12 protein-coding genes are annotated in these 19,955 nt (G+C 61.4%); 8 read left to right on the top strand and 4 right to left on the bottom strand.

Translation table 11 applies throughout. The features are described 5' to 3' along the window. Nucleotides 1–552: MipA/OmpV family protein (locus AEQ67_RS00070; protein ID WP_236710266.1), on the bottom strand; the 552-nt coding region annotated here is incomplete at its 3' end. Nucleotides 553–781: 229 nt separating this feature from the next. On the opposite strand from AEQ67_RS00070, the gene AEQ67_RS00065 reads away from it, so the two are divergent. From AEQ67_RS00065 to AEQ67_RS00040, 6 genes are all read left to right on the top strand, one after another. Beyond that, entirely contained in the window at nucleotides 782–1,480 is a 699-nt protein-coding gene (locus AEQ67_RS00065) for an MtnX-like HAD-IB family phosphatase (RefSeq protein ID WP_059401920.1), read from the top strand. Beyond that, complete coding sequence (locus AEQ67_RS00060; protein WP_059401919.1) at nucleotides 1,473–2,867, top strand: aspartate aminotransferase family protein; 1,395 nt, start codon at nucleotides 1,473–1,475, stop codon at nucleotides 2,865–2,867. The genes AEQ67_RS00065 and AEQ67_RS00060 overlap by 8 nt, the downstream gene beginning before the upstream one ends. Beyond that, nucleotides 2,864–3,775 (top strand): alpha/beta hydrolase, encoded by a 912-nt coding sequence (locus AEQ67_RS00055; protein WP_063854402.1) that lies wholly within the window; start codon nucleotides 2,864–2,866, stop codon nucleotides 3,773–3,775. The genes AEQ67_RS00060 and AEQ67_RS00055 overlap by 4 nt, the downstream gene beginning before the upstream one ends. A gap of 234 nt (nucleotides 3,776–4,009) precedes the next feature. After that, nucleotides 4,010–5,134, top strand: a complete 1,125-nt coding sequence (locus AEQ67_RS00050; protein WP_059401918.1) for a GNAT family N-acetyltransferase — start codon at nucleotides 4,010–4,012, stop codon at nucleotides 5,132–5,134. Beyond that, on the top strand, nucleotides 5,131–6,906 hold the full coding sequence (locus AEQ67_RS00045; protein WP_059401917.1) for a sensor histidine kinase: 1,776 nt from the start codon (nucleotides 5,131–5,133) through the stop codon (nucleotides 6,904–6,906). Before AEQ67_RS00050 ends, AEQ67_RS00045 begins: the two co-directional genes overlap by 4 nt. Further along, nucleotides 6,896–8,284, top strand: coding sequence for a sigma-54-dependent transcriptional regulator (locus AEQ67_RS00040; RefSeq protein WP_059401916.1), 1,389 nt, complete (start codon nucleotides 6,896–6,898; stop codon nucleotides 8,282–8,284). Before AEQ67_RS00045 ends, AEQ67_RS00040 begins: the two co-directional genes overlap by 11 nt. A gap of 108 nt (nucleotides 8,285–8,392) precedes the next feature. On the opposite strand, the gene AEQ67_RS00035 is transcribed toward AEQ67_RS00040, so the two are convergent. Together AEQ67_RS00035 and AEQ67_RS00030 are read right to left on the bottom strand one after the other, a co-directional pair. Next, entirely contained in the window at nucleotides 8,393–9,061 is a 669-nt protein-coding gene (locus AEQ67_RS00035; RefSeq protein ID WP_059401915.1) for a DsbA family oxidoreductase, read from the bottom strand. A 585-nt stretch (nucleotides 9,062–9,646) separates the two neighbouring features. Beyond that, complete coding sequence (locus AEQ67_RS00030) at nucleotides 9,647–10,681, bottom strand: alpha/beta fold hydrolase (RefSeq protein ID WP_059401914.1); 1,035 nt, start codon at nucleotides 10,679–10,681, stop codon at nucleotides 9,647–9,649. Between the two features lie 219 nt (nucleotides 10,682–10,900). Here AEQ67_RS00030 and AEQ67_RS00025 point away from each other — a divergent pair, with 219 nt between their 5' ends. Further along, nucleotides 10,901–16,123: a dermonecrotic toxin domain-containing protein gene (locus tag AEQ67_RS00025; RefSeq protein WP_059401913.1), complete on the top strand. Its 5,223-nt coding sequence runs from the start codon at nucleotides 10,901–10,903 to the stop codon at nucleotides 16,121–16,123. Between the two features lie 125 nt (nucleotides 16,124–16,248). Here the strand turns inward: AEQ67_RS00025 and metE are convergent, their stop codons facing one another. Further along, a complete protein-coding gene (gene metE / locus AEQ67_RS00020) occupies nucleotides 16,249–18,561 on the bottom strand; it encodes a 5-methyltetrahydropteroyltriglutamate--homocysteine S-methyltransferase (RefSeq protein WP_059401912.1) in 2,313 nt (770 codons plus the stop codon). A gap of 109 nt (nucleotides 18,562–18,670) precedes the next feature. Here metE and metR point away from each other — a divergent pair, with 109 nt between their 5' ends. Then, nucleotides 18,671–19,588 (top strand): transcriptional regulator MetR, encoded by a 918-nt coding sequence (gene metR / locus AEQ67_RS00015; RefSeq protein ID WP_059401911.1) that lies wholly within the window; start codon nucleotides 18,671–18,673, stop codon nucleotides 19,586–19,588. Nucleotides 19,589–19,955 lie beyond the last annotated feature (367 nt).

Genomic DNA, 19,955 nt, shown 5'->3' with positions numbered 1-19,955 from the left:
CACCGGCGCGAGGGGGGCGTGCCCGCGCGGCGCGCGGCACGCGGCGCCCCCGAGGTCGCCCGCCGCCGGACGCCCCGCCCCCGGGTCACACCTCTGGGCCGGGCGTCCCCGGAGAAAATACCGGACAGCGTACCGCCCCCCCCCGCCCTGACCGCCGCGCCCACCCACCGCTTGCCCAACTGAGGCAAACACCCGCCAGAAATCAGCCGGGGCGTACTGCACAAACCCGCCGACTTCGCCCATGTCCGGCACGTCGCGCAAGCCTTGCAACTCGCCGTTGGAAGTCCGCCCCGGCAGATAATTCACAAACGGCCCGGCGCTGAAACCGTTGGCGTTGAACGCAGCCCAGGTCAGCCCGTCGTCGGTGCTGAGGCTGACATCGCCCCAGTCCAGATCAAGATATGGCACCGGTCGAGTCTCGTATCGGCTGCCGGTCGGATCGTGGGGTTGATAGCTCAGGCCCAGCCCTGCCTCCCCGGTGATGCTGTCCGCTGACACGTTGCCCGAAAGGCAGGCCAGCGCGGCGAATAACACAACTGCGGTCCTCGACATGAGGCGGTTCCTTGATTGGATATGCGCGCATCAATCCCCGAATCCCGCCCCTCGCGCAAGCACTCATGTTGTTTGTAGCGACCTACAAAAATTGTAGCTTCGCCGCTACCACAACCAGCGAAAACCCCAGCCCTGCTAGGCCAAACACGATTGGCACAGTCCCTGCTCTACCCCCTTTGCAGCGCAGACAGCACAACCTGCGCACACTTTTCACAAGAAGGTACAGCAGATGATTGACTGGCATATCGTGTGTGATTTCGACGGGACCATCACCCGCACCGACGTGATCGACAGCATCCTCCAGCGTTTCGCCGACCCGCGCTGGGAAGCGATCGAAGACGAGTGGCTAGCGGGCGACATCGGTTCGCGTGAATGCCTCCGCCGCCAGCTCTCGCTGGTCAAGGCCCCCCCCGCCGAGCTGCTCGGGTTCTTCGACAGCATCGACATCGATCCGGACTTCCCTGACTTCGTCGCCCACGTGATCGGCCTCGGCGCCTCCCTTGAAGTGGTCAGCGACGGCATCGAACAAGGCATCGCGCGAATCCTCGCGCGCCACTACGTCAGCCTCTTGCCGATCCTCGCCAACCGCTTGCGCCAGGTCGATCACCACAGTTGGCGCATCGACTTCCCGCACTCAAGCGACGCCTGCCGCGCCGCGTCCGGCAACTGCAAATGCAAATCCACCCCCAGCGCCAAACGGGTGCTGGTGATCGGCGATGGCCAGTCCGACATGTGCGTGGCGGCCACCGCCGATTTCGTGTTCGCCAAGGATCGCCTGGCCGAGCACTGCGAACGTAACGGCATCGCCTATGCGCGCTTCGACAGCTTCGCCGAACTGCCTGCGTTACTGGCGCTGCTTCCAAACGCCAGCGCCGCCAACGCCACCTCCTTCAACGTAGAAACACAGGAACTCTTCCACCATGTCTGATATTCGAATCGCCACGCCTGAAGACCAGATCCTTCTGGAAAAAGAAGCCAGGTATTGCTCCTACGGCGACACCGTTCACTACATCGAACCGCCGCGAATCTTCAGCCGTTGCGAAGGCTCCTACGTCTGGGACACCGAAGACCAGGCCTACCTCGACCTGCAAATGTGGTACTCGGCGGTCAACTTCGGTTACGCCAACCCGCGCCTGAACAACGCGCTGAAACAGCAGATCGATACCCTGCCGCAAATCGCCAGCCAGTACCTGCACAAAGGCAAGATCGAGCTGTCGGAAATGATCGCCGTCGATGCAAAGAAAAAATTCGGCCTCGACGGCCGCGTGCACTTCAACGTCGGTGGCTCGCAGTCCATCGAGGATTCGCTGAAAGTCGTGCGCAACGCCACCAACGGCAAAAGCCTGATGTTCGCCTTCGAGGGCGGCTATCACGGCCGCACCCTCGGCGCCTCGTCGATCACGTCCAGCTACCGCTATCGCCGCCGCTATGGCCACTTCGGCGAACGTGCACAATTCATCCCGTTCCCGTACCACTTTCGCGGCCCGAAAGGCATGAGCAAGGAAGAGTACGGCAGCCATTGCGTACGGAATTTCGCCCGGTTGTTCGAGACCGAATACAACGGCGTCTGGGACCCGAAAGTCGGCCAGAGCGAATACGCCGCCTTCTACGTCGAGCCGATCCAGGGCACCGGTGGCTATGTGATTCCGCCGATGAATTTCTACAGCGAGCTCAAGCATGTGCTGGACCAACACGGCATCTTGATGGTGGTCGACGAAATCCAGATGGGTTTCTACCGCACCGGCAAGCTGTGGTCGATCGAGCACTTCGACGTCAAACCGGACGTGATCGTCTTCGGCAAAGCCTTGACCAATGGCCTCAATCCGCTGGGTGGTATCTGGGCCAAAGAAGAATTGATCAACCCGAAAATCTTCCCGCCAGGTTCGACTCATTCGACGTTCGCCTCCAACCCGCTGGGCACGGCAGTGGGCCTGGAAATGTTCAAGATGACCAGCGAAATCGATTACGGCTCGATGGTCATGAACAAGGGTAAATACTTCCTTGAAGGCCTGAAGGATTTGCAGAAGCGCTACCCGATCATCGGCGACGTCGACGGTCTGGGCCTGGCCCTGCGCTGCGAAATCTGCGGCCCGGACGGTTTCACCCCGGACAAGGCAACCCTGGATTTCATGGTCGAGGAAGGCATGAAGGGCGACATCGAAATCGATGGCAAACGCCTCGGTCTGATCCTCGATGTCGGCGGTTACTACAAGAACGTGATCACCCTCGCACCATCGCTGGAAATCAGCTACCCGGAAATCGATTTGGGTATCGCTCTGCTCGACCGTCTGCTGCACCGGGCGATGAAAAGATGACGGCCGAAGAGATCAACATGGGCGAAGGCAGCGCCGGTTTCGTTCTCGGCAGCGGGGAGGTCGCGGTGTTGTTGATCCACGGCCTCACCGGCACTCCGACCGAATTGCGCCGGGTAGCCATCGGTCTGGCCAAGGCCGGGTGCACCGTCTATGTGCCGACCCTGGCCGGCCACTGCGGGGACAACGCCGACCTGCAAGCCACCGGGTGGCGTGACTGGTACGAAAGCGCGCGCAATACCTTCCTCGGGGTCAGGCGCAAACACCAGCATGTGTTCGTCGGCGGTTTGTCCATGGGCGCGGTGCTGTCGATGTACCTGGCCGCCGAGCATCCGGGGCAGATCGAAGGCTTGTTGCTGTATTCGACCACGCTGCGTTACGACGGCTGGAACATGCCGTGGGTGGCAAAGTTGAGCAGCCTGATGATGTCGATTCCGTTTGGCGTGCACCTGTGCCGTTTCAACGAAAAATCACCGTTCGGTATCAAGGACGAACGCTTGCGGGCCATCGTCGAACGGCAGATGAAGGCCGGTGAAAGCAGCAATGCCGGGCTGCTGACCATGTCCGGCGTGAGTGTTCGGGAACTGCATCGGTTGGTGGCGGCGGTGAAAAAGCGCATGCCGCAGATCACCACACAAGCGTTGGTCCTGCACTCGAGCGAAGACGACATCACCAGCCGCTGGAACGCCGATTACGTGGAACGCAAGCTGGGCGGGCCGGTGGTCAAGGTCCTGCTCGACGACTGCTATCACATGATCACCGTCGACCTGCAATACCGCCGAGTGGTGGAGCTCAGTGCGGACTTCATCCACCACCGTTTCGTGCAACAAGGGGGCCGACCCACCCCCCATACGCCAGGACTTTCAGCAGCTGGCCTGACAGCAATGCCGAACATTGCACGCCCCTTGTAGCAGCTGACGAGCCTGCGAGGCTGCGTTCGGCTGCGATGCAGCGTGAAATCTGACAACGCGGTGCCTCAGGAAAACCGCAAGATCAGGCTTCACGACTGCTTCGCAGCCGAACGCAGCCTCGCAAGCTCGACAGCTGCTACAGAGCCGAACGCAGGCTTCGCCAGCTGCTACAGGGATCGTGCAACGGTATTGATCGGGGATGGCCGTAATGGTGAGAAATTTTAAGGAAACGATGTGATCACAGCCCTTGCCTTTTCGACGATCGAGGCCATTGAGCGCGCTGCCGGGAATGCCTGTTTCCCCGCCGAACTGGAAGGCTGGGATTACTACCGCGCCGTTGAGCAGGCGGGCATTGCCGATTTTCAGTGGCGCTATCTGGCGTTGTATGAAGAGGAGGTGCTGGTCGCAGCGGCGGTGGCGTTCACCACCGCCTATTCGTTGGACACCACGGTTCAGGGCCTGGGCAAACGTATCAGTGAACGCTTGCGCCGCTGGTGGCCGGGATTGCTCGACGTGCGCCTCTACGCCCTCGGTTCACCGGTGGCCGAGCAATGCCATGTCGGAACGGCCCGGCACATCGATCCCGCCCGGCGCCCTGCCCTGCTTGAGCAATTATTGACCCTGGCCCGCAACGATGCCGATCAGGCCGGTATCGGCCTGCTAGCGGTAAAAGATGCCTCACACCGGGACCCGCAGTGGTTGCAGGTTTGCCAGGAGGCCGGACTGCAAAGCATGCCCGGCCTGCCCAGCGCTGAGCTGCCGATCAATTTTGGCTCCGTGGACGCCTACCTCGGCACCCTCGGCAAATCCACCCGCAAAGACCTGCGCCGCACCTTGCGCGGGCAAGGTCCGAGGATCGAATGGCGACGCTGCGTCGACGACCTGCTGCCGCGGATGATGCCGCTCTACGAAGCCACCCTCGCCCGCAGCGACCTGAGCTTCGAGCGCCTGCCGCCAGCGTACTTCCGCCAGGTCCTGGAACACCTCGACGAGCGAGCCGCTTGCGTGCTGTATTGGCTCGGCGAAGAACTGGTGGCGTTCAACCTGGTGCTGCTGGATGAGCAGCGACTGGTGGATAAGTTTTTCGCCCACGACCTGAGCCGAACCCGCGAGCACAACCTGTACGTGCGCAGCTGGCTGGCCAATGTCGACTACTGTATTGAACACGGCATCGCGATCTACGCGTGCGGCCAGGCCGGCTATGCCAGTAAGCTGCGCCTGGGTTGCTCGTTTACCGGCAACACCGTGTTTTTCCGCCACCGCAACCGCATGCTCGACGGCCTGTTGCGAGGGGTGAAAATGTTTATCCGCCCGGACCGATCCGACCCTGCCATGGCTGCTGCAATAAGCGAAGCATGATGACCAAAGACCGCCCCGCCAACGCCCGACCTTTCGCCCTCTCCGGCTGGAGCCTGCAGCGCAAACTGGTGCTGGCCTTCTGGCTGGTCAGCGTGATACCGACGATGATTGCCGCTGAGCTGGCAGCCACCACCCTGTCGCAGATTTTCGACAGCAACGTGCGGATCTGGCTGCAGGAATCGACCAAGATCGTCGAGGACGAAATCACCGAGATCCTGCGGGATAACGCGCGGGTCGCGCAGTTGTTCCTGCGCTATACGCGTCCGCCAACCGACCGCCAATCCAGCAAACGCGACAAGCTGACAACCGACATCGCCGACGCCATGGGCATCGACGTGGTCGCGCTGGTGCGCAACAGCGATCACAAAGTAGTGTTCAGCACCGCCACCGACGACATCGTCCGCCAGATCAGCACCGCCCCCAAAGCCGTGTTGCAGACCTTGCAAGTCGGTGGCGTGGCCACGGGCACGGTAGTCTCGACCTTCGAGACCGATCAGGACGGCGTCGATTACAAACTGGTGATTGCGACCTACCTCGACAGCAGTTTCCTCACCAGCGTGGCCGACGTGCATTCCCTCGACCTGAGGCTGTACCTGGCCAAGGCCGATGACTTCTCGGAGATCTTTTCCACCCAACGTTTCGAGGATCATCCGGCGGCGGTGCCGGAAAAAATCGAACAGATTTTGCGCAACACCAAGCAGCCGATCGAGCAGTTCACCAGCCGCTATAGCGGTATCTACCGGCCGATTCTCAACGAAAGTGGCGAGCTGCAAGGGGTGATTTTCAGTGGTCTGCTGCGCCACTCCAGCCTGGTCGGGCTGGTCAACCAGAGCAACCTGTTCATTCTGATTTTCCTGCTCAGCTCAGCGGCGTCACTGGCGGTTGGCTGGCTAGGGTCGCCGCGCCTGACCAAGCCACTACGCGGACTTTCCAAAGGCGTGCAAGCAGTGATCGCCGGGGATTATCGCCAACGTTTGCCGGTCACTGGCGGCGACGAACTGGCGGAATTGAGCAGCACCTTCAACCACATGAGCGAACGCCTCGGCGAGTTGCAGCACCTGGAATCGCAACTGCGTCGTCGCGACCGCCTGCATGCGCTGGGCGAAGTCGCCATGGGCCTGGCCCATGAAATCCGCAACCCGCTGGGCATCATCAAGACCGCCACGCAATTGCTCCACCGGCGCGCCGATTTGCCCGAGACCGACAAGCGCCATCTGGAATACGTGGTCAGTGAAGTCAGCCGCATCAACGACCTGATTACCGATTTCCTCGACTTCGCCAAACCGAGCGCGCCGATGCGTTCGACCCAACCCGCGCGGCCCCTGGTGGATGAATTGATCGGCTTCTGCGCCCCGGAACTGGCCAGCCACAACATCGATGTGCGCATCGACGACCAGGCCCCCGCCGCGACCCTGTATGCCGACGCGCGGCAGCTCAAGCAGGCGGGCCTGAACCTGATCGTCAACGCCATCGACGCCATGCCCGACGGCGGACGCCTGACCGTGGCGATCAGCAGCGATTCGTCATTCACCGTCATCAGCATTTCCGACACCGGACAAGGCATCGAACCGGACATGCTCGAACGGATTTTCACGCCGTTCGTCACCACCAAGGCGTCGGGCACCGGGCTGGGTCTGGCCAAGGTCTTCTCGATCATGGAGAGTCATGACGGACGCATCGAATGCGTCAGTGAAAAAGATGCCGGGGCCACCTTCACCCTGTACATTCCGGCCAACGGTGCAGACTTCGACGAGGGCAGCGATGACACATAACGTACTGGTGGTCGACGACGAGCCCAAGCTCTGCGACCTGCTGGCCTCGGCACTGAGTCAGAACGGCATTGTGGTGTTCACTGCCGGCAATGGCCTGCATGCGCTCAAGGTGCTGGAGTGCGAGGACATTGACCTGGTGATCAGCGACTGGCGCATGCCCGGCATGGACGGCCCGCAATTGCTCGCGGAAATCAAAACGCGTTTTCCGCAGTTGCCGGTGATCGTCATGACGGCCTACAGCACGGTAAAAAACGCCGTGCAGTCGATGCGCAACGGCGCCTTCGACTACATTGCCAAGCCCTTCGATATCGACGAACTGGACATCACCGTCAGCAAAGCCCTGCAATTTCGCGACATCCTCAAAGACAACCAGCGCATGCGCGCCGAACTCGATGAACACCAGCAGATCGACAGCCTGATCGGCGACAGCCCGAGTTTTCGGCGGGTGCTGCACGCGATCGAGTCGGTGCGCGAAAGCAATGCGACGATCCTGCTGACCGGCGAAAGCGGCACCGGCAAGGAAATGGTTGCGCGGGCGATCCACAAGCACGGCAATCGCGCCGACAAACCGTTTGTCGCGGTGAACTGTGCGGCAATCCCCGAAGGGCTGCTGGAAAGCGAAATGTTCGGCCACCGCAAAGGCGCGTTTACCGGCGCCGTGGCGGACCGGGTCGGGCGTTTCATGCAGGCCGACAAAGGCACGCTGTTCCTTGATGAAATCGGCGAAATGCCGCTGGCCTTGCAAGCGAAAATCCTGCGGGCGTTGCAGGAGCGGGTGATCGAACCGGTGGGCGATCCGCGCGAACGGAAAGTCGATGTGCGGGTGATTGCCGCAACCAACAAAAATCTGCTGGACGCGGTGGCCAACAAGGAGTTTCGCGAAGCCCTTTACTACCGCCTCAACGTGTTCCCGATTCCCCTGCCAGCCTTGCGCGAACGGGTCGAAGACATCGCCCCGCTGGCCCGACATTTCGCCCACACCCTGGGCGCCACGGCGGGCAAACGTATTACCGGTTTCAGCCCGGCGGCGTTGCAGGCCATGGCCAATTATTCATGGCCGGGGAACATTCGCGAACTGCAGAACTGCGTGGAGCGCGCGACCATTGTGGCGTCGGGTGCGGTGATTGAAGACGAGGATCTGCCGGCTTACCTGTTCGCCTCAAACCCCGTCGCCAGCGGCACGCTGATCACCGAAGGCAGCGTGCCGGCAGACCTGGAAGCGGCGCTGGCAGAAGTCGAGAAGACCTACATCCTGGCGGCCCTGCAACAGAGCAACGGCGTGCAGGCAGCGGCGGCGCAGTTGATCGGGATTTCCGAGCGCAGCTTCTGGTATCGGCTGAAGAAACTGGGGATTCATGTGGACAAGATCGTGCGCTGATCAAAACGCTGACGCACTGTAGGAGCTGCCGAAGGCTGCGATCTTTTGATCTTGCTATTGCCAGCCAGGATCAAAAGATCGCAGCCTTCGGCAGCTCCTACAGGGGGATCAGTTGTTGACTGTGCCGCCCTTCGCTTCACTCATGATCTGCCGGATCGCGGCGACAAACGTTTCCACCGGCTGCCCGCCACTGACCGCGTACTGCCCGTTGAACACCACCGTCGGCACTGAACTCACCCCGCGCGACAACCATAACTGCTCTTCTTCAAGCACCTCTTTGGCGAACTCATCGGACGCCAGAATCGCCTCGGCCCGTTGCCGATCCAACCCCACGCGTTCAGCAATCTGCACCAACTGCTGATGATCGGACGGATTGCCGCCGTCGGTGAAATACGCCTTGAACAACGCCTCCTTCAGATTGAACTGCAACCCCTCCAGCCCCGCCCAGAACAACAAACGATGAGCGTCGAACGTGTTGTAGATGCGGCTGTTGCCGTCCGTGCGAAAGGCAAACCCGACCTCCGCGCCACGCGCGCGGATCATCTCGCGGTTTTTCTGGGATTGCTCAGGTGTCGAACCGTACTTCTCGGTGATGTGCTCAGTGATGTTCTGCCCTTCAGGACCCATCTTCGGGTTCAGCTCGAACGGCTGAAAACGGATCTCGGCCTGGACCTCGTCCCCCAGCAGATCCAGGGCCCGGGTCAGGCCATACAGGCCGACGACGCACCAGGGGCAGGACACGTCGCTGACGAAATCAATTTTCAGGGGGGCACTCATCACACACCTCGCAGACTGAAACGCGCCGGAAAGTTCGAACGATACACCGACAGACCGGCGTGCGCAGCAGATCACTTGTGGGAGCGGGCTTGCTTGCGAAAGTGGAGTGTCAATCGCATCAATGCTGTATGAACCGACGCCTTCGCGGGCAAGCCTCGCTCCTACAAAGGCAAAAACAGGGCACACCCGCCGCTACTCACCACTCAATAGGCCGAGCGTTAGCTCGCCTGCTTTTGATCCACCCGCTCCTTCGGTAGGCTGAGTGGAGGTGTTCATCTGGGGGCAGGCGCGTAGCGCCGTTCGACGCAGTCGAACACATCGAGAGGAGGTCGTCGCGAAGCAGACCGGAGGCGATGCGCCCAGATGAATGCCGGAGCGAAGGAACGCCGAGCCTAAGCGAGGGGCCGGACGATGGGGCAAGACTTTTTGGTTCCTTTTGTGGCGTTTGACAAAAGGGACTCGCCGTAAGGGCGAAACCGTAAGTGGCCGTTACCGCAGCAATGGATATGTACACCAGAAAGAAAATGGTCGGCTATAAGGCCGCCTTCGCGGGCAAGCCTCGCTCCTACACAGGGATTTGTGGTGTTACAGCAGATTATGTTCGGCCACAGGATCGATTTGCGCCCAATGCGAAGTGTCCTCACGATGAGCCTGCAAATAAGGCAAAACCGCCGCCAGCAACGGCGCCTTGAACGCCTCCTGGAATCGATGCGCCAACCCCGGAATCAACCTCAACTGACTACCGCGGATATGCGCCGCCAAATGCACCCCATGCATCACCGGCAACAACGGATCAGCCGTGCCATGCACCACCAGCGTCGGCACCCGCAATTGATTCAGCAACGCCACCCGGCTCGGCTCGGCAAGAATCGCCATGATCTGGCGCTTCACACCCTCAGGGTTGAACGCCCGGTCATAAGACACCGCCGCCTGATGCAACAAAACCTGCCGATCATCACTCACCGTCGGGCTACCCAGCGCTGCCAGCAAATCAGCCTGCTGCTCCAAAGCCACTTCACGATTCGGCGCCCCACGGCGCGAGAGCAACTGCACCAACGCCGCACTGGGCGCCGGCAAGCCCTCGGCCCCCGACGTGGTCATGATCAACGTCAGGCTCTCGACCCGCTGCGGCGCCATGGCCGCCATGTGCTGGGCAATCATCCCGCCCATGCTGGCGCCCAGCACGTGGAACTGCTCGACGTGCAACGCGTCCATCAACCCAAAGGCATCGTCCGCCATATCCGTCAGGGTATACGGCGCCGACACCGGCAAACCGAGCTTGTAGCGCAACACTTCGAAGGTCAGGTTGGCATCGACCGGCGCTTGCCGCCAGGTCGAGAGGCCGACATCGCGATTGTCATAGCGAATCACCCGAAAACCCTGCTGACACAACGCGACCACCACCTCGTCCGGCCAATGAATCAACTGCCCACCCAGGCCCATCACCAGCAACAACGCCGGGTCCGACGCACGACCAATGCTCTGGTACGCCAGGCTCACCTGCGCCAGATCGACCCGTTCGGTCGGAACATTGACATCACAACGAGAGGCCGCAAAAGACGGCTGGCCGAACAACAACGTGGCCATGAAAAGCACGGTTGATAAACAAAAAGCACGCATGAAAAAACACCGAAACGCAGAACCCCAGTAGAGCGCGAGTCTGATGAAGTTTGTTCAAGCGCGCTGCCACAGTTCCATGACAGTTTGATGAAGAGTGCCGAGCGGTCATCGGCAAAGGAAACGGCACAACGCGATAACTATGTACCGCCATGCCCTCCAACGACTGACCTCTAATGGCCCGGACGCCGGCAACGCCCGGCCCTCTGGAGACCTGTCGTCATGCTCGACGAACCCACATCCCTGCCGGCCGACTTCGGCCTCGTCCACCCTTTGGCTCCCAACCCGGATCAGAGCCTGTACCTGAGCGCCTCGGCGCGCTGCAATGATTGCCGCGAGCAATGGCTCGAACTCATGGCGCAAAACCCGCAGTCGCCACTCGATGCCAACTGGTGGAGCGCACGTGCGCGCGGTACAGACCTTTCACGCAAGGCCCACGCAATCCGCATTTATCGCCAGCATTTCGAGGCCTCCAGCCAACTGGCTTTCGCCCAGGGCAGCCTGAGCGACGAACAGATCAAAGCGCTACTGGCGATCATCGATCCCGCCCTGTCGCAAGGGCAGCCCGACATCCAGGTCAGCCAACCTGCGCTAACGAGCACGGAGGGTCGGCGGGTCGAGCTGTCGGGGGCACTGGTCATCGGCCTCGAATCAACCCGGCCAGCAGCGCGATTGTTGTACCTGCCTTCAGCGCAACCGGCCTGGCGCACCTTTCAAACCCGTGACGCATTAGAGCGCTGGCTGATCGACCATCAGCCGCAATTGTTCGGCCAATCCCGGATCGAAACAGACACCCCCAGCGTCGACTACACCGCCCTCGCCAAGCCCATTCTGCACACCGCTGCCGAATCGCTGCTGTCGCGGTTGTCCATCGCGCCCTTGGACCGGCAACGCAACGCAACGGTTTTCGCCCCGCCGCCCGACCTGCCGATGGCGGATACGAACGACAACAGTGCGCCATTCGGCCTGCTAAGCCCGGATATTCCATTGGGCATGCGGCACAGTGCCCTGGCGCAACAGCAAATGGCTTTGGAGAGCCTGCTCGGTCCGGACTTTCAAGGCGACCATAACGACCCGCGCCTGCAACGGCTGCAACAGCAACTCGACACGCTCACAACTGCCGAACAGGCCAGCAGCGCCGCCGCCACCGCGCTGTTGCAGACCGACGCACTGAAAATGCTGGAGCTGCGTCACCAGCCAAACCCGCACTACGCCGAGCTGTATCAGGCACGCTTGAGCGGGCTGCGCGCCGAGGCCGAACTGCAATTGAGCCTGCAGCAGATCAGCAGCGATGAGCATCAATGGCTGACAAGCGTGCTCGACGCCCCCACTCAAACCCGCCCACAAGAATTGGTCATCGCTCGACTGACGCTGTCGGCAACCGACACCGAGGGCGAAACCACCCGCACGCAAACCCAGGAACTGGACGGTGTGCTGGTATTTGCCCAGCCGTCTGCGTTGTTGCCAGCCTCGGCCCAATCGCTGTTGCTCTTCTGGCCCGGACGCTTCGGTGGCCTGCAACGCTTCTCCTCACGTCAGGCGCTGGAGCAGACGCTGTTCAAAATGACGGCCAATGACCCGACCCGTGCATTGCATTTCTCGGCACTGACCGGCAACCCGTTCGAATACGCGTTGCAGGCCCAGCTCTACACCTGTGAACAACAGGCAGCCCGACTGATTGCCGACAATCCCCTTCCGTCGCATGTCATCCAGCGTGCGGCGCGGCTGGATAACCTTCGGGAAAAGACCCTCGCCCGCATGACCGTGCCCATCGCCGCCGCCCGGGAACGGGCTTACGCGCAGCTCATCGAGCAAAATCGCAGCAGCGCGCTGGCAGGTCGATTGCCCTCGTGGCTCGACGCACCGTCCGGCGCGCAACGCGAGCGACTCACGGGGTTGTTCAAGTCCTGCCTCCGGGCGATGCAGCGTTCCCATGACATGTTTGAGCGCGAGCTGCCAGCGCGGGAAGCCTTCAGCCAAAAGGCCATCGATGCCCGCCTGCGTCTGGAATTCGGCCTCACCCACAGCGTCGAGGTGCTGCTGGATGTGCCGGACTCAACCACCTGGCAGAAAGTCGTGACTGACGGCGCCGCGCCGGGCACGCCGCAGCAAAATGTGCTGATCGCCAGTCAACAGCGCAGCAAGCTGTCACTGGCCGAGCTGGCGCAAAGCAATATCGATCAAGAAATGTGGTGGCGATTGTCCTTCATGCAGGTCGAGATCAACGGCGGTAAAGAGACCGAACGCCAGAAGCTAAAAACCGCCATCACCCAACCCTGGCTGCGCACGCTGGTTACCGAGCTGGACCTGGCCGGAAAATATGAAACGCTGATCCGCGAGACCTTCCTCGGCACCTCGGTCGCGTCAATCTTCAGCAATGAATACCGGCGCGAATGCCTGAGCGAACCGTGGCGCCTGATGCTCCAGCTGCAAGGCGAGTTCGCCCTGCTGCAACGACAGATCAGCGCCGACGGCCTGCACGTGCTGCAAATCGCCATCGACGCCCATAGTCGCGAAGCCTACACGGCCAGCGGCAAGCGCATCGTGCTGCTGCCGGCGCACTTGACCGTGGGCGGTGAAGACACGCAACACCAGGGACCCAGCACATTGGCCGGCGTGACCTTCATTGAGGAGCAGATCAGCGGCCTGACCCTGCTCTACTTGCCCGACAGCCCCGACGATCAATTCCTGCGCCAGTACGACAGCCTCGAAGAGGCGCGCAATGCCCTGTTCAATCTGTGTCTGCACACACCAATGGTCAACTACCTGGCCGACCGCGCGTTGACCGGTGATATCGCCCGGCACGTCGCTCGGATCAATCAAGCCCTGTTGAAAAACTTCGACGCCCTGATTGGCACAGGCATGGCCTGGCCGGCGACGACCTCATTGGCGGCACACCTGCTCAATGTGCACATGGGCCGTTTGCTCGAAGCCCATCGCGCGACATCGCGCTCCAACAATGCATTGTTCCTTGAGCACGCCGCGTTGCAGTCCGGCGCCATGTTCAACTACCTGAAAATGGCCTTCGGCATGGTGCCGTTCGTGGGAACTGCCGTGGCGTTGTATGACGCCTGGGGCAGCGCCAATCTGGCGGTTGCGGCTTTCCTGCGTGGGCAGGTCGGCCATGGTCTGGCCGAAGTTGAAGCGGTGCTGTTGTCCTTGATTGACGCGGCAATGGATGTGTTGACCGGTTTCTCCGCAACGCCGAGTGTTGCTCGCACCGCCACGCGCCATCGTCAATTGCGCACCGTGGCCAAAAGCGCCGGGGCCTTGCAACCGTCAACGCAACAACAGGCCCGGCACACCCTGGAACGCTTCAGGGGCTATGAATACGAACACCAGATTTCCCTGGCCGGCCTGCAACCGGGGACCGAAGGTGCTTATCGCAATGTCTATCGACACGCCGATGGCCACTTCATGATCAGCCAGGGGCGCGTCTATCGCATCGAACTGAGCGGCGATTCGCGCCAATGGCGTTTGCACGGCGCCGGGGCCCGCCCCTATAAACACCCCATTGCCCTCGATGGGGCCGGCCACTGGAATACCCATTGCGCGGTGTACGGCACGGTGATCGAGGGCGGTGGCGGCGGTGGCGGCGCGGTGCTCGGGCACATGGCCGACGGGCTGGACCCGTTGTGGCCCGCCGCGATTCGCCGCTGGTTGCCGCGCTGGTGGACCGATCGTGCCCTACGTCGCCAATTGACCCTGACCAACACCGCCGATGCGTACACCCGGCGACTCGAAACCCAGACCCGCAGCACCAATGCCGCACTGGAGCACTACTTCGCCCTTGAACCCGGTCAACGCCAACCCGTGCGCGCCCGCGTTGATCTGGCTTGCGCGAACGACATCGAGATTGCCCAAAGCCAATACCTGAACCTGGAAGAACTGATGCAGTTCAGCCATGGCCGCAAACGCGCCATGATTGAAGACATTCAAAGTCGCTGCGCCTGGATCATCGTCGACCGCTCGATACGGCGAGTGATGCTGATCAAAGATCTTCTGGTGGAACACCTCAATCGTATCGATCAACTGATCGCCCGTTCCGACATCACACCCGCCACCGATACGGCCGCGCACTTGCGTCTGATGGCGCAACGCAAGGAGGTACGCAAAGCCTTCCTCAAGGACTTTGACCAACTGCACGAGACGGTCGACGAAGCCCACCGCTGGAACCGCCGGATCACCAACCGCACGCAAAAATCAACGATGGCCGAGGACATCACGAACTTGAGCGACAAGTTCAGCGACGCCAATTACCACTACCTGAAAACGGCGCACGTGCTGGAAATCATCACCCACTATGAAGCCGTCACCGATCTGTCCTGGGTCTACTTTCATGTGCAGATGAAGAAGACGCGCAACCAGCTCGGACGCGCGCTGCTGACCCAACATCATCTGCCGGAAGTGCGCGCCAGCTTCACTCAGCGCAACAAAGTGCTCGAAGACTGCCTGGCCACCTATGCCGAATTCCGCCGCAATCTCAGCGCATGGGCGCTGGGTTACCCGCAGCACCTGGATCTGGAGCAAGTCGCGGTGTTCCTCGACAACCTGGAGAAGGTGGAAGAATTCGCACGCCATGCCATCAAGCATCGCCCCACCAACACACCAAACGAGGGACGGAGCGGCAAGCAACTCTTCGAAACCGAAGATGACCAACTGCTGATCGGCGTCGCCAGTACCGACGCGGCGACCCGGCAAAAGCGCTTCACCATCGAGGGTGTCGACGGCCGCACGGAAACCTGGCTGCCTCGTTCCAGCGGTAAATATCACCTCAGCGAACCCGTAGGCAGTCCGCCGCCTCAACTGCAGACCGATGTCGGGCCGTTACTGGCGGAGGCCAGAACGCGGCTGGGTGCCGCCAACGCTTACCAAAACAGGGTCGAGGGTTATGCGCGGCAAAACATGCTGCCCGTCGACCTGGAGCACATGATGAGCAGCGAAGCCGCGGAGTTGACCCTGCGTGCCCAGGCCATCGAACGGCTGTCGCCCACGGAGCCGATTGCGCTGCAATTGCGTGGCCGGGCGGATGATTTTCTGCGCACCGGGCGCACGTTGCGAATTGATCAAAGCATGAACAGTAAAACCCCGACCGAGGGCTATCTGGACTATTTACTGGGCCAACAGGTTGTGGATATCCGCAAGGAAGGCGGACTGCGGGATTTGGGCAAGCGCGCGGACGGGCGCAGGGATTTTTTGCAGGAGTATGAAGTGCGCGATCTGCGCGGCGAAACGGCGCAACCCTTATGGTATGCGCACTTCCACTACACCTCGGCCAAGCCTGCGTTCAACGAGTTCGTCAAAGGTCATTTGAAGTTGCCCGAGCAACGCAATCTGGGCCTGCAATGGCAGCAGACCCAGGCCAGTAGTGGTGCGCAGGTCGAGTCGATCTGGCGAGGAGACATCGGCAAACCGCTGGGGACCCAACACTTTTCCGCGCTCTGAACACCGCAAAACCCTGTAGGAGCGAGCTCGCTCGCGATGGACTTGAGAACGCCGCGTTTATCCAGCCAACACGCGTTATCGTTGGCGTCCATCGCGAGCGAGCTCGCTCCTACAGGGGATCGGGGTTACGCCAGTTGGCTGCGTAGCTGCCGGGCCGCTGCGACCATGTTGACCAGTGCCGCTTCGGTTTCCGGCCAGGCGCGGGTTTTCAGGCCGCAGTCCGGGTTGACCCACAAACGCTCGGCGGGAATGCGCTTCACCGCTTTGCTCATCAACTTGACCATCTCGGCCGTGTCCGGCACCCGTGGCGAGTGGATGTCGTAGACGCCCGGACCGATGTCGTTCGGGTAGTCGAAGGCTTCAAACGCCTCCAGCAACTCCATGTCCGAACGCGAGGTTTCGATGGTGATCACGTCGGCGTCCATCGCGGCGATGGCCTCGATCACGTCGTTGAATTCGCTGTAGCACATGTGGGTGTGGATCTGGGTTTCGTCACGCACACCACTGGCGCTCAAGCGGAAAGCTTCCACCGCCCAGTCCAGGTATTCCTGCCATTGCGCCCGGCGCAGCGGCAAGCCTTCGCGGAACGCGGCTTCGTCGATCTGCACGATCTTGATGCCAGCGGTTTCCAGGTCGACCACTTCATCACGCAAGGCCAGCGCCAGTTGCTGCGCCTGGATTTTGCGCGACACGTCTTCACGCGGGAACGACCACATCAGCATGGTCACGGGACCGGTGAGCATGCCTTTCATGACCTTGTCGGTCTGGCTTTGGGCGTAGGTGATCCAGTCGACGGTCATGGCTGTCGGGCGGCTCAGGTCGCCGTAGATGATCGCCGGTTTCACGCAGCGGGAACCGTAGCTCTGCACCCAACCGAACCGGGTGAACAGGTAGCCGTCCAGTTGCTCGGCGAAGTACTCGACCATGTCGTTGCGTTCGGCTTCACCGTGCACCAGTACGTCCAGGCCCAGGCGTTCCTGGATTTGCACGGCGTGGCGGATTTCGTGGTGCATGGCGTCGGTGTAATCGTTGGCCGACAGCTTGCCTTGCTTGAAGGCCTGGCGCGCCAGACGGATCGAACCGGTCTGCGGGAACGAGCCGATGGTGGTGGTCGGGAATGCCGGCAGTTGCAAGCGTGCGCGCTGTTGCTCGATGCGCTTGGCAAACGGCGAGTGACGTTGGCTGTCCGCAGGACTAATAGCAGCGATGCGCGCCTGCACGTCGGCTTTGTGGATGCGTGGCGACTCGGCGCGGCTGACCTGAATGGCGCGGCTTTCGGCCAGGGCGGCTCGCACTTTTGGTGCTTGCGGGTCGTTCAGGGCATCGCGCAGCACGGCGATTTCGCCACACTTTTGCACGGCAAACGCCAGCCAGCTTTTCAGTTCCGGATCGAGTTTGTCTTCGCGCTCCAGGTCCACCGGGCTGTGCAGCAACGAGCAGGAACTGCTGACCCACAAGTTGTCGCCAAAGCGTTCCTGGGCAAATTGCAGCTGGGCCAGCACCGGCTCCAGCTCACAGCGCCAGACGTTGCGACCGTTGACCAGGCCCACCGAGAGAACCTTGTAGGTCGGCAGCCGATCGAGCACGTGCAGCAGTTGGTCGGGAGCGCGCACTGCATCGATGTGCAGACCTTGCACCGGCAGGCCGACGGCCAATCCGAGGTTGTCTTGCAAGCCGCTGAAGTAGGTCGCCACCAGTTTTTTCAGCGGCGAGTATTGAAGGATGTGGTAAGCGCGTTCGAAGGCGTTTTTCCATTCCTGCGGCAGGTCGAGGGTCAGGATCGGTTCGTCGATCTGCACCCATTCCACGCCTTGAGCCGCGAGGCGACCGAGGATTTCGCCGTAGATTGGCAGCAGGCGCTCCAGCAGGTCGAGCTTGTCAAAGTCGTTGCCTTTGGCCTTGCCCAGCCACAGGTAAGTCAGCGGGCCGATGATCACTGGTTTGACGTTGTGGCCCAGCGCTTTGGCTTCGTCGACTTCATCAAACAGCTGTTCCCAGCTCAGCTTGAACTGCTGGTCAGCGCTGAATTCCGGTACGAGGTAGTGGTAGTTGGTGTCGAACCACTTGGTCAGTTCCTGGGCGTATTGCGCCTTGCTGTGGTCACCGCCGCAGCAGGTCGTCGTGGCGCCACGGGCCATGGCGAACAAGGTGTCGAGGGTCGGCAGGCCGCGTTGATCCTTGGCGCTGTCGAAACGTTCGGGGATCACACCGAAGGTCAAGGAATGGGTCAGGACCTGGTCGTACCAGGCGAAGTCGCCCACGGGCAGCAGGTCAATGCCAGCGTCTTTCTGCAGTTGCCAGTGAGTGGCGCGCAATTGGCGGCCGACGCTGTTCAGCGCGTCCTGATCGAGATCGCCCTTCCAGTAGGATTCGAGGGCTTTTTTCAATTCGCGGTCAGCGCCGATGCGCGGAAAACCAAGGGTGTGGGCCAAGGCCATGGTGAGTTTCCTCCCTGTAAAAGATGGCGCCATTATCGACAGCCCACTCAACATGAGACAAACTCAACCTTTTCGTGTTGATCACAAGTTTTCCTCATGGAGCCCTCCGGTGCTTGAAATCCGTCACTTGAAGACCCTGCACGCCTTGCGCGAAGCCGATAGCCTGGTGGATGCAGCCGACCGCCTGCACCTGACCCAGTCGGCCCTGTCCCACCAGTTCAAGGAACTGGAAGAGCGCATGGGTATGCAGCTGTTCGTGCGCAAGACCAAACCGGTGCGTTTCACCAGCGCCGGGTTGCGCCTGCTGCAACTGGCCGACGCCACGTTGCCGCTGCTGCGCGGTGCCGAGCGCGACATCGCGCGGCTGGCCGGTGGCACCGCCGGGCGCTTGCACATGGCGATCGAGTGCCACAGTTGCTTTCAGTGGCTGATGCCGACCATCGACCAGTTCCGCGATGCCTGGCCGGAAGTCGAGCTGGACCTGGCCTCGGGTTTCTCCTTCGCCCCGTTGCCGGCCCTGGCCCGTGGCGATCTGGACCTGGTGGTGACGTCCGATCCGCTGGAACTGGCCGGGATCACTTACGTGCCGTTGTTCACCTACGAAGCGATGCTCGCGGTGGCCAACCAGCACCGTTTGGCGGGCAAGGCCTACATCGTCCCCGAGGATTTGCTCACGGAAACCCTGATCACTTACCCGGTGGAGCGTGATCGGCTGGACATCTTCACCCGCTTCCTCGAACCGGCCGACATCGAACCGGCCCAGGTCCGCACCTCGGAGCTGACGGTAATGATGATGCAGCTGGTGGCCAGCGGTCGCGGCGTCTGCGGCATGCCGCACTGGGCGCTGCATGAATACAGTTCACGGGGTTATGTGAAGGGCAAGCGTCTGGGCGAGAAGGGTTTGTTCGCGACGCTGTATGCCGGGATCCGCGCCGACATGCTGGATGCGCCGTACATGCGTGATTTTTTGCTGACGGCCAAGGACACATCGTTCTCGACACTCGACGGTGTCAGCGCCGTCCGCTAGATGAATACGTACCGTAGGAGCCGGCTTGCCGGCGAAGGCGGCTGCACAGTCAACATCAACGTCGCCTGATACAGCGCTTTCGCCGGCAAGCCGGCTCCTACAGGGCATTGTGGTTTCAGAGTTCGCGAGCACACCACATACCTGTAGGAGCGAGGCTTGCCCGCGAAGGCGGCTGCACAGTCAACATCAACGTCGCCTGATACAGCGCTTTCGCCGGCAAGCCGGCTCCTACAGGGGGTTGTGGTTTCAGAGTTCGCTAGCACATCACAGACCTGTAGGAGCGAGGCTTGCCCGCGAAGGCGGCTGCACAGTCAACATCAATGTCGCCTGATACAGCGCTTTCGCCGGCAAGCCGGCTCCTACAGGG

It is taken from the genome of Pseudomonas sp. RIT-PI-q (genome assembly GCF_001297125.1).
Taxonomy (GTDB): Bacteria; Pseudomonadota; Gammaproteobacteria; order Pseudomonadales; family Pseudomonadaceae; genus Aquipseudomonas.
Note: the sequence above shows the minus strand (reverse complement) of the source record. Positions and strands in the feature narration are given on the sequence as shown.

What these genes read in the sequence shown, in the direction of transcription:
- AEQ67_RS00065 (WP_059401920.1), top strand. Translation starts at nt 782, where the DNA reads ATGATTGACTGGCATATCGTGTGTGATTTCGACGGGACCATCACCCGC.
- AEQ67_RS00060 (WP_059401919.1), top strand. Translation starts at nt 1,473, where the DNA reads ATGTCTGATATTCGAATCGCCACGCCTGAAGACCAGATCCTTCTGGAA.
- AEQ67_RS00055 (WP_063854402.1), top strand. Translation starts at nt 2,864, where the DNA reads ATGACGGCCGAAGAGATCAACATGGGCGAAGGCAGCGCCGGTTTCGTT.
- AEQ67_RS00045 (WP_059401917.1), top strand. Translation starts at nt 5,131, where the DNA reads ATGATGACCAAAGACCGCCCCGCCAACGCCCGACCTTTCGCCCTCTCC.
- AEQ67_RS00040 (WP_059401916.1), top strand. Translation starts at nt 6,896, where the DNA reads ATGACACATAACGTACTGGTGGTCGACGACGAGCCCAAGCTCTGCGAC.
- AEQ67_RS00035 (WP_059401915.1), bottom strand. Translation starts at nt 9,061, where the DNA reads ATGAGTGCCCCCCTGAAAATTGATTTCGTCAGCGACGTGTCCTGCCCC.
- AEQ67_RS00030 (WP_059401914.1), bottom strand. Translation starts at nt 10,681, where the DNA reads ATGCGTGCTTTTTGTTTATCAACCGTGCTTTTCATGGCCACGTTGTTG.
- AEQ67_RS00025 (WP_059401913.1), top strand. Translation starts at nt 10,901, where the DNA reads ATGCTCGACGAACCCACATCCCTGCCGGCCGACTTCGGCCTCGTCCAC.
- metE (WP_059401912.1), bottom strand. Translation starts at nt 18,561, where the DNA reads ATGGCCTTGGCCCACACCCTTGGTTTTCCGCGCATCGGCGCTGACCGC.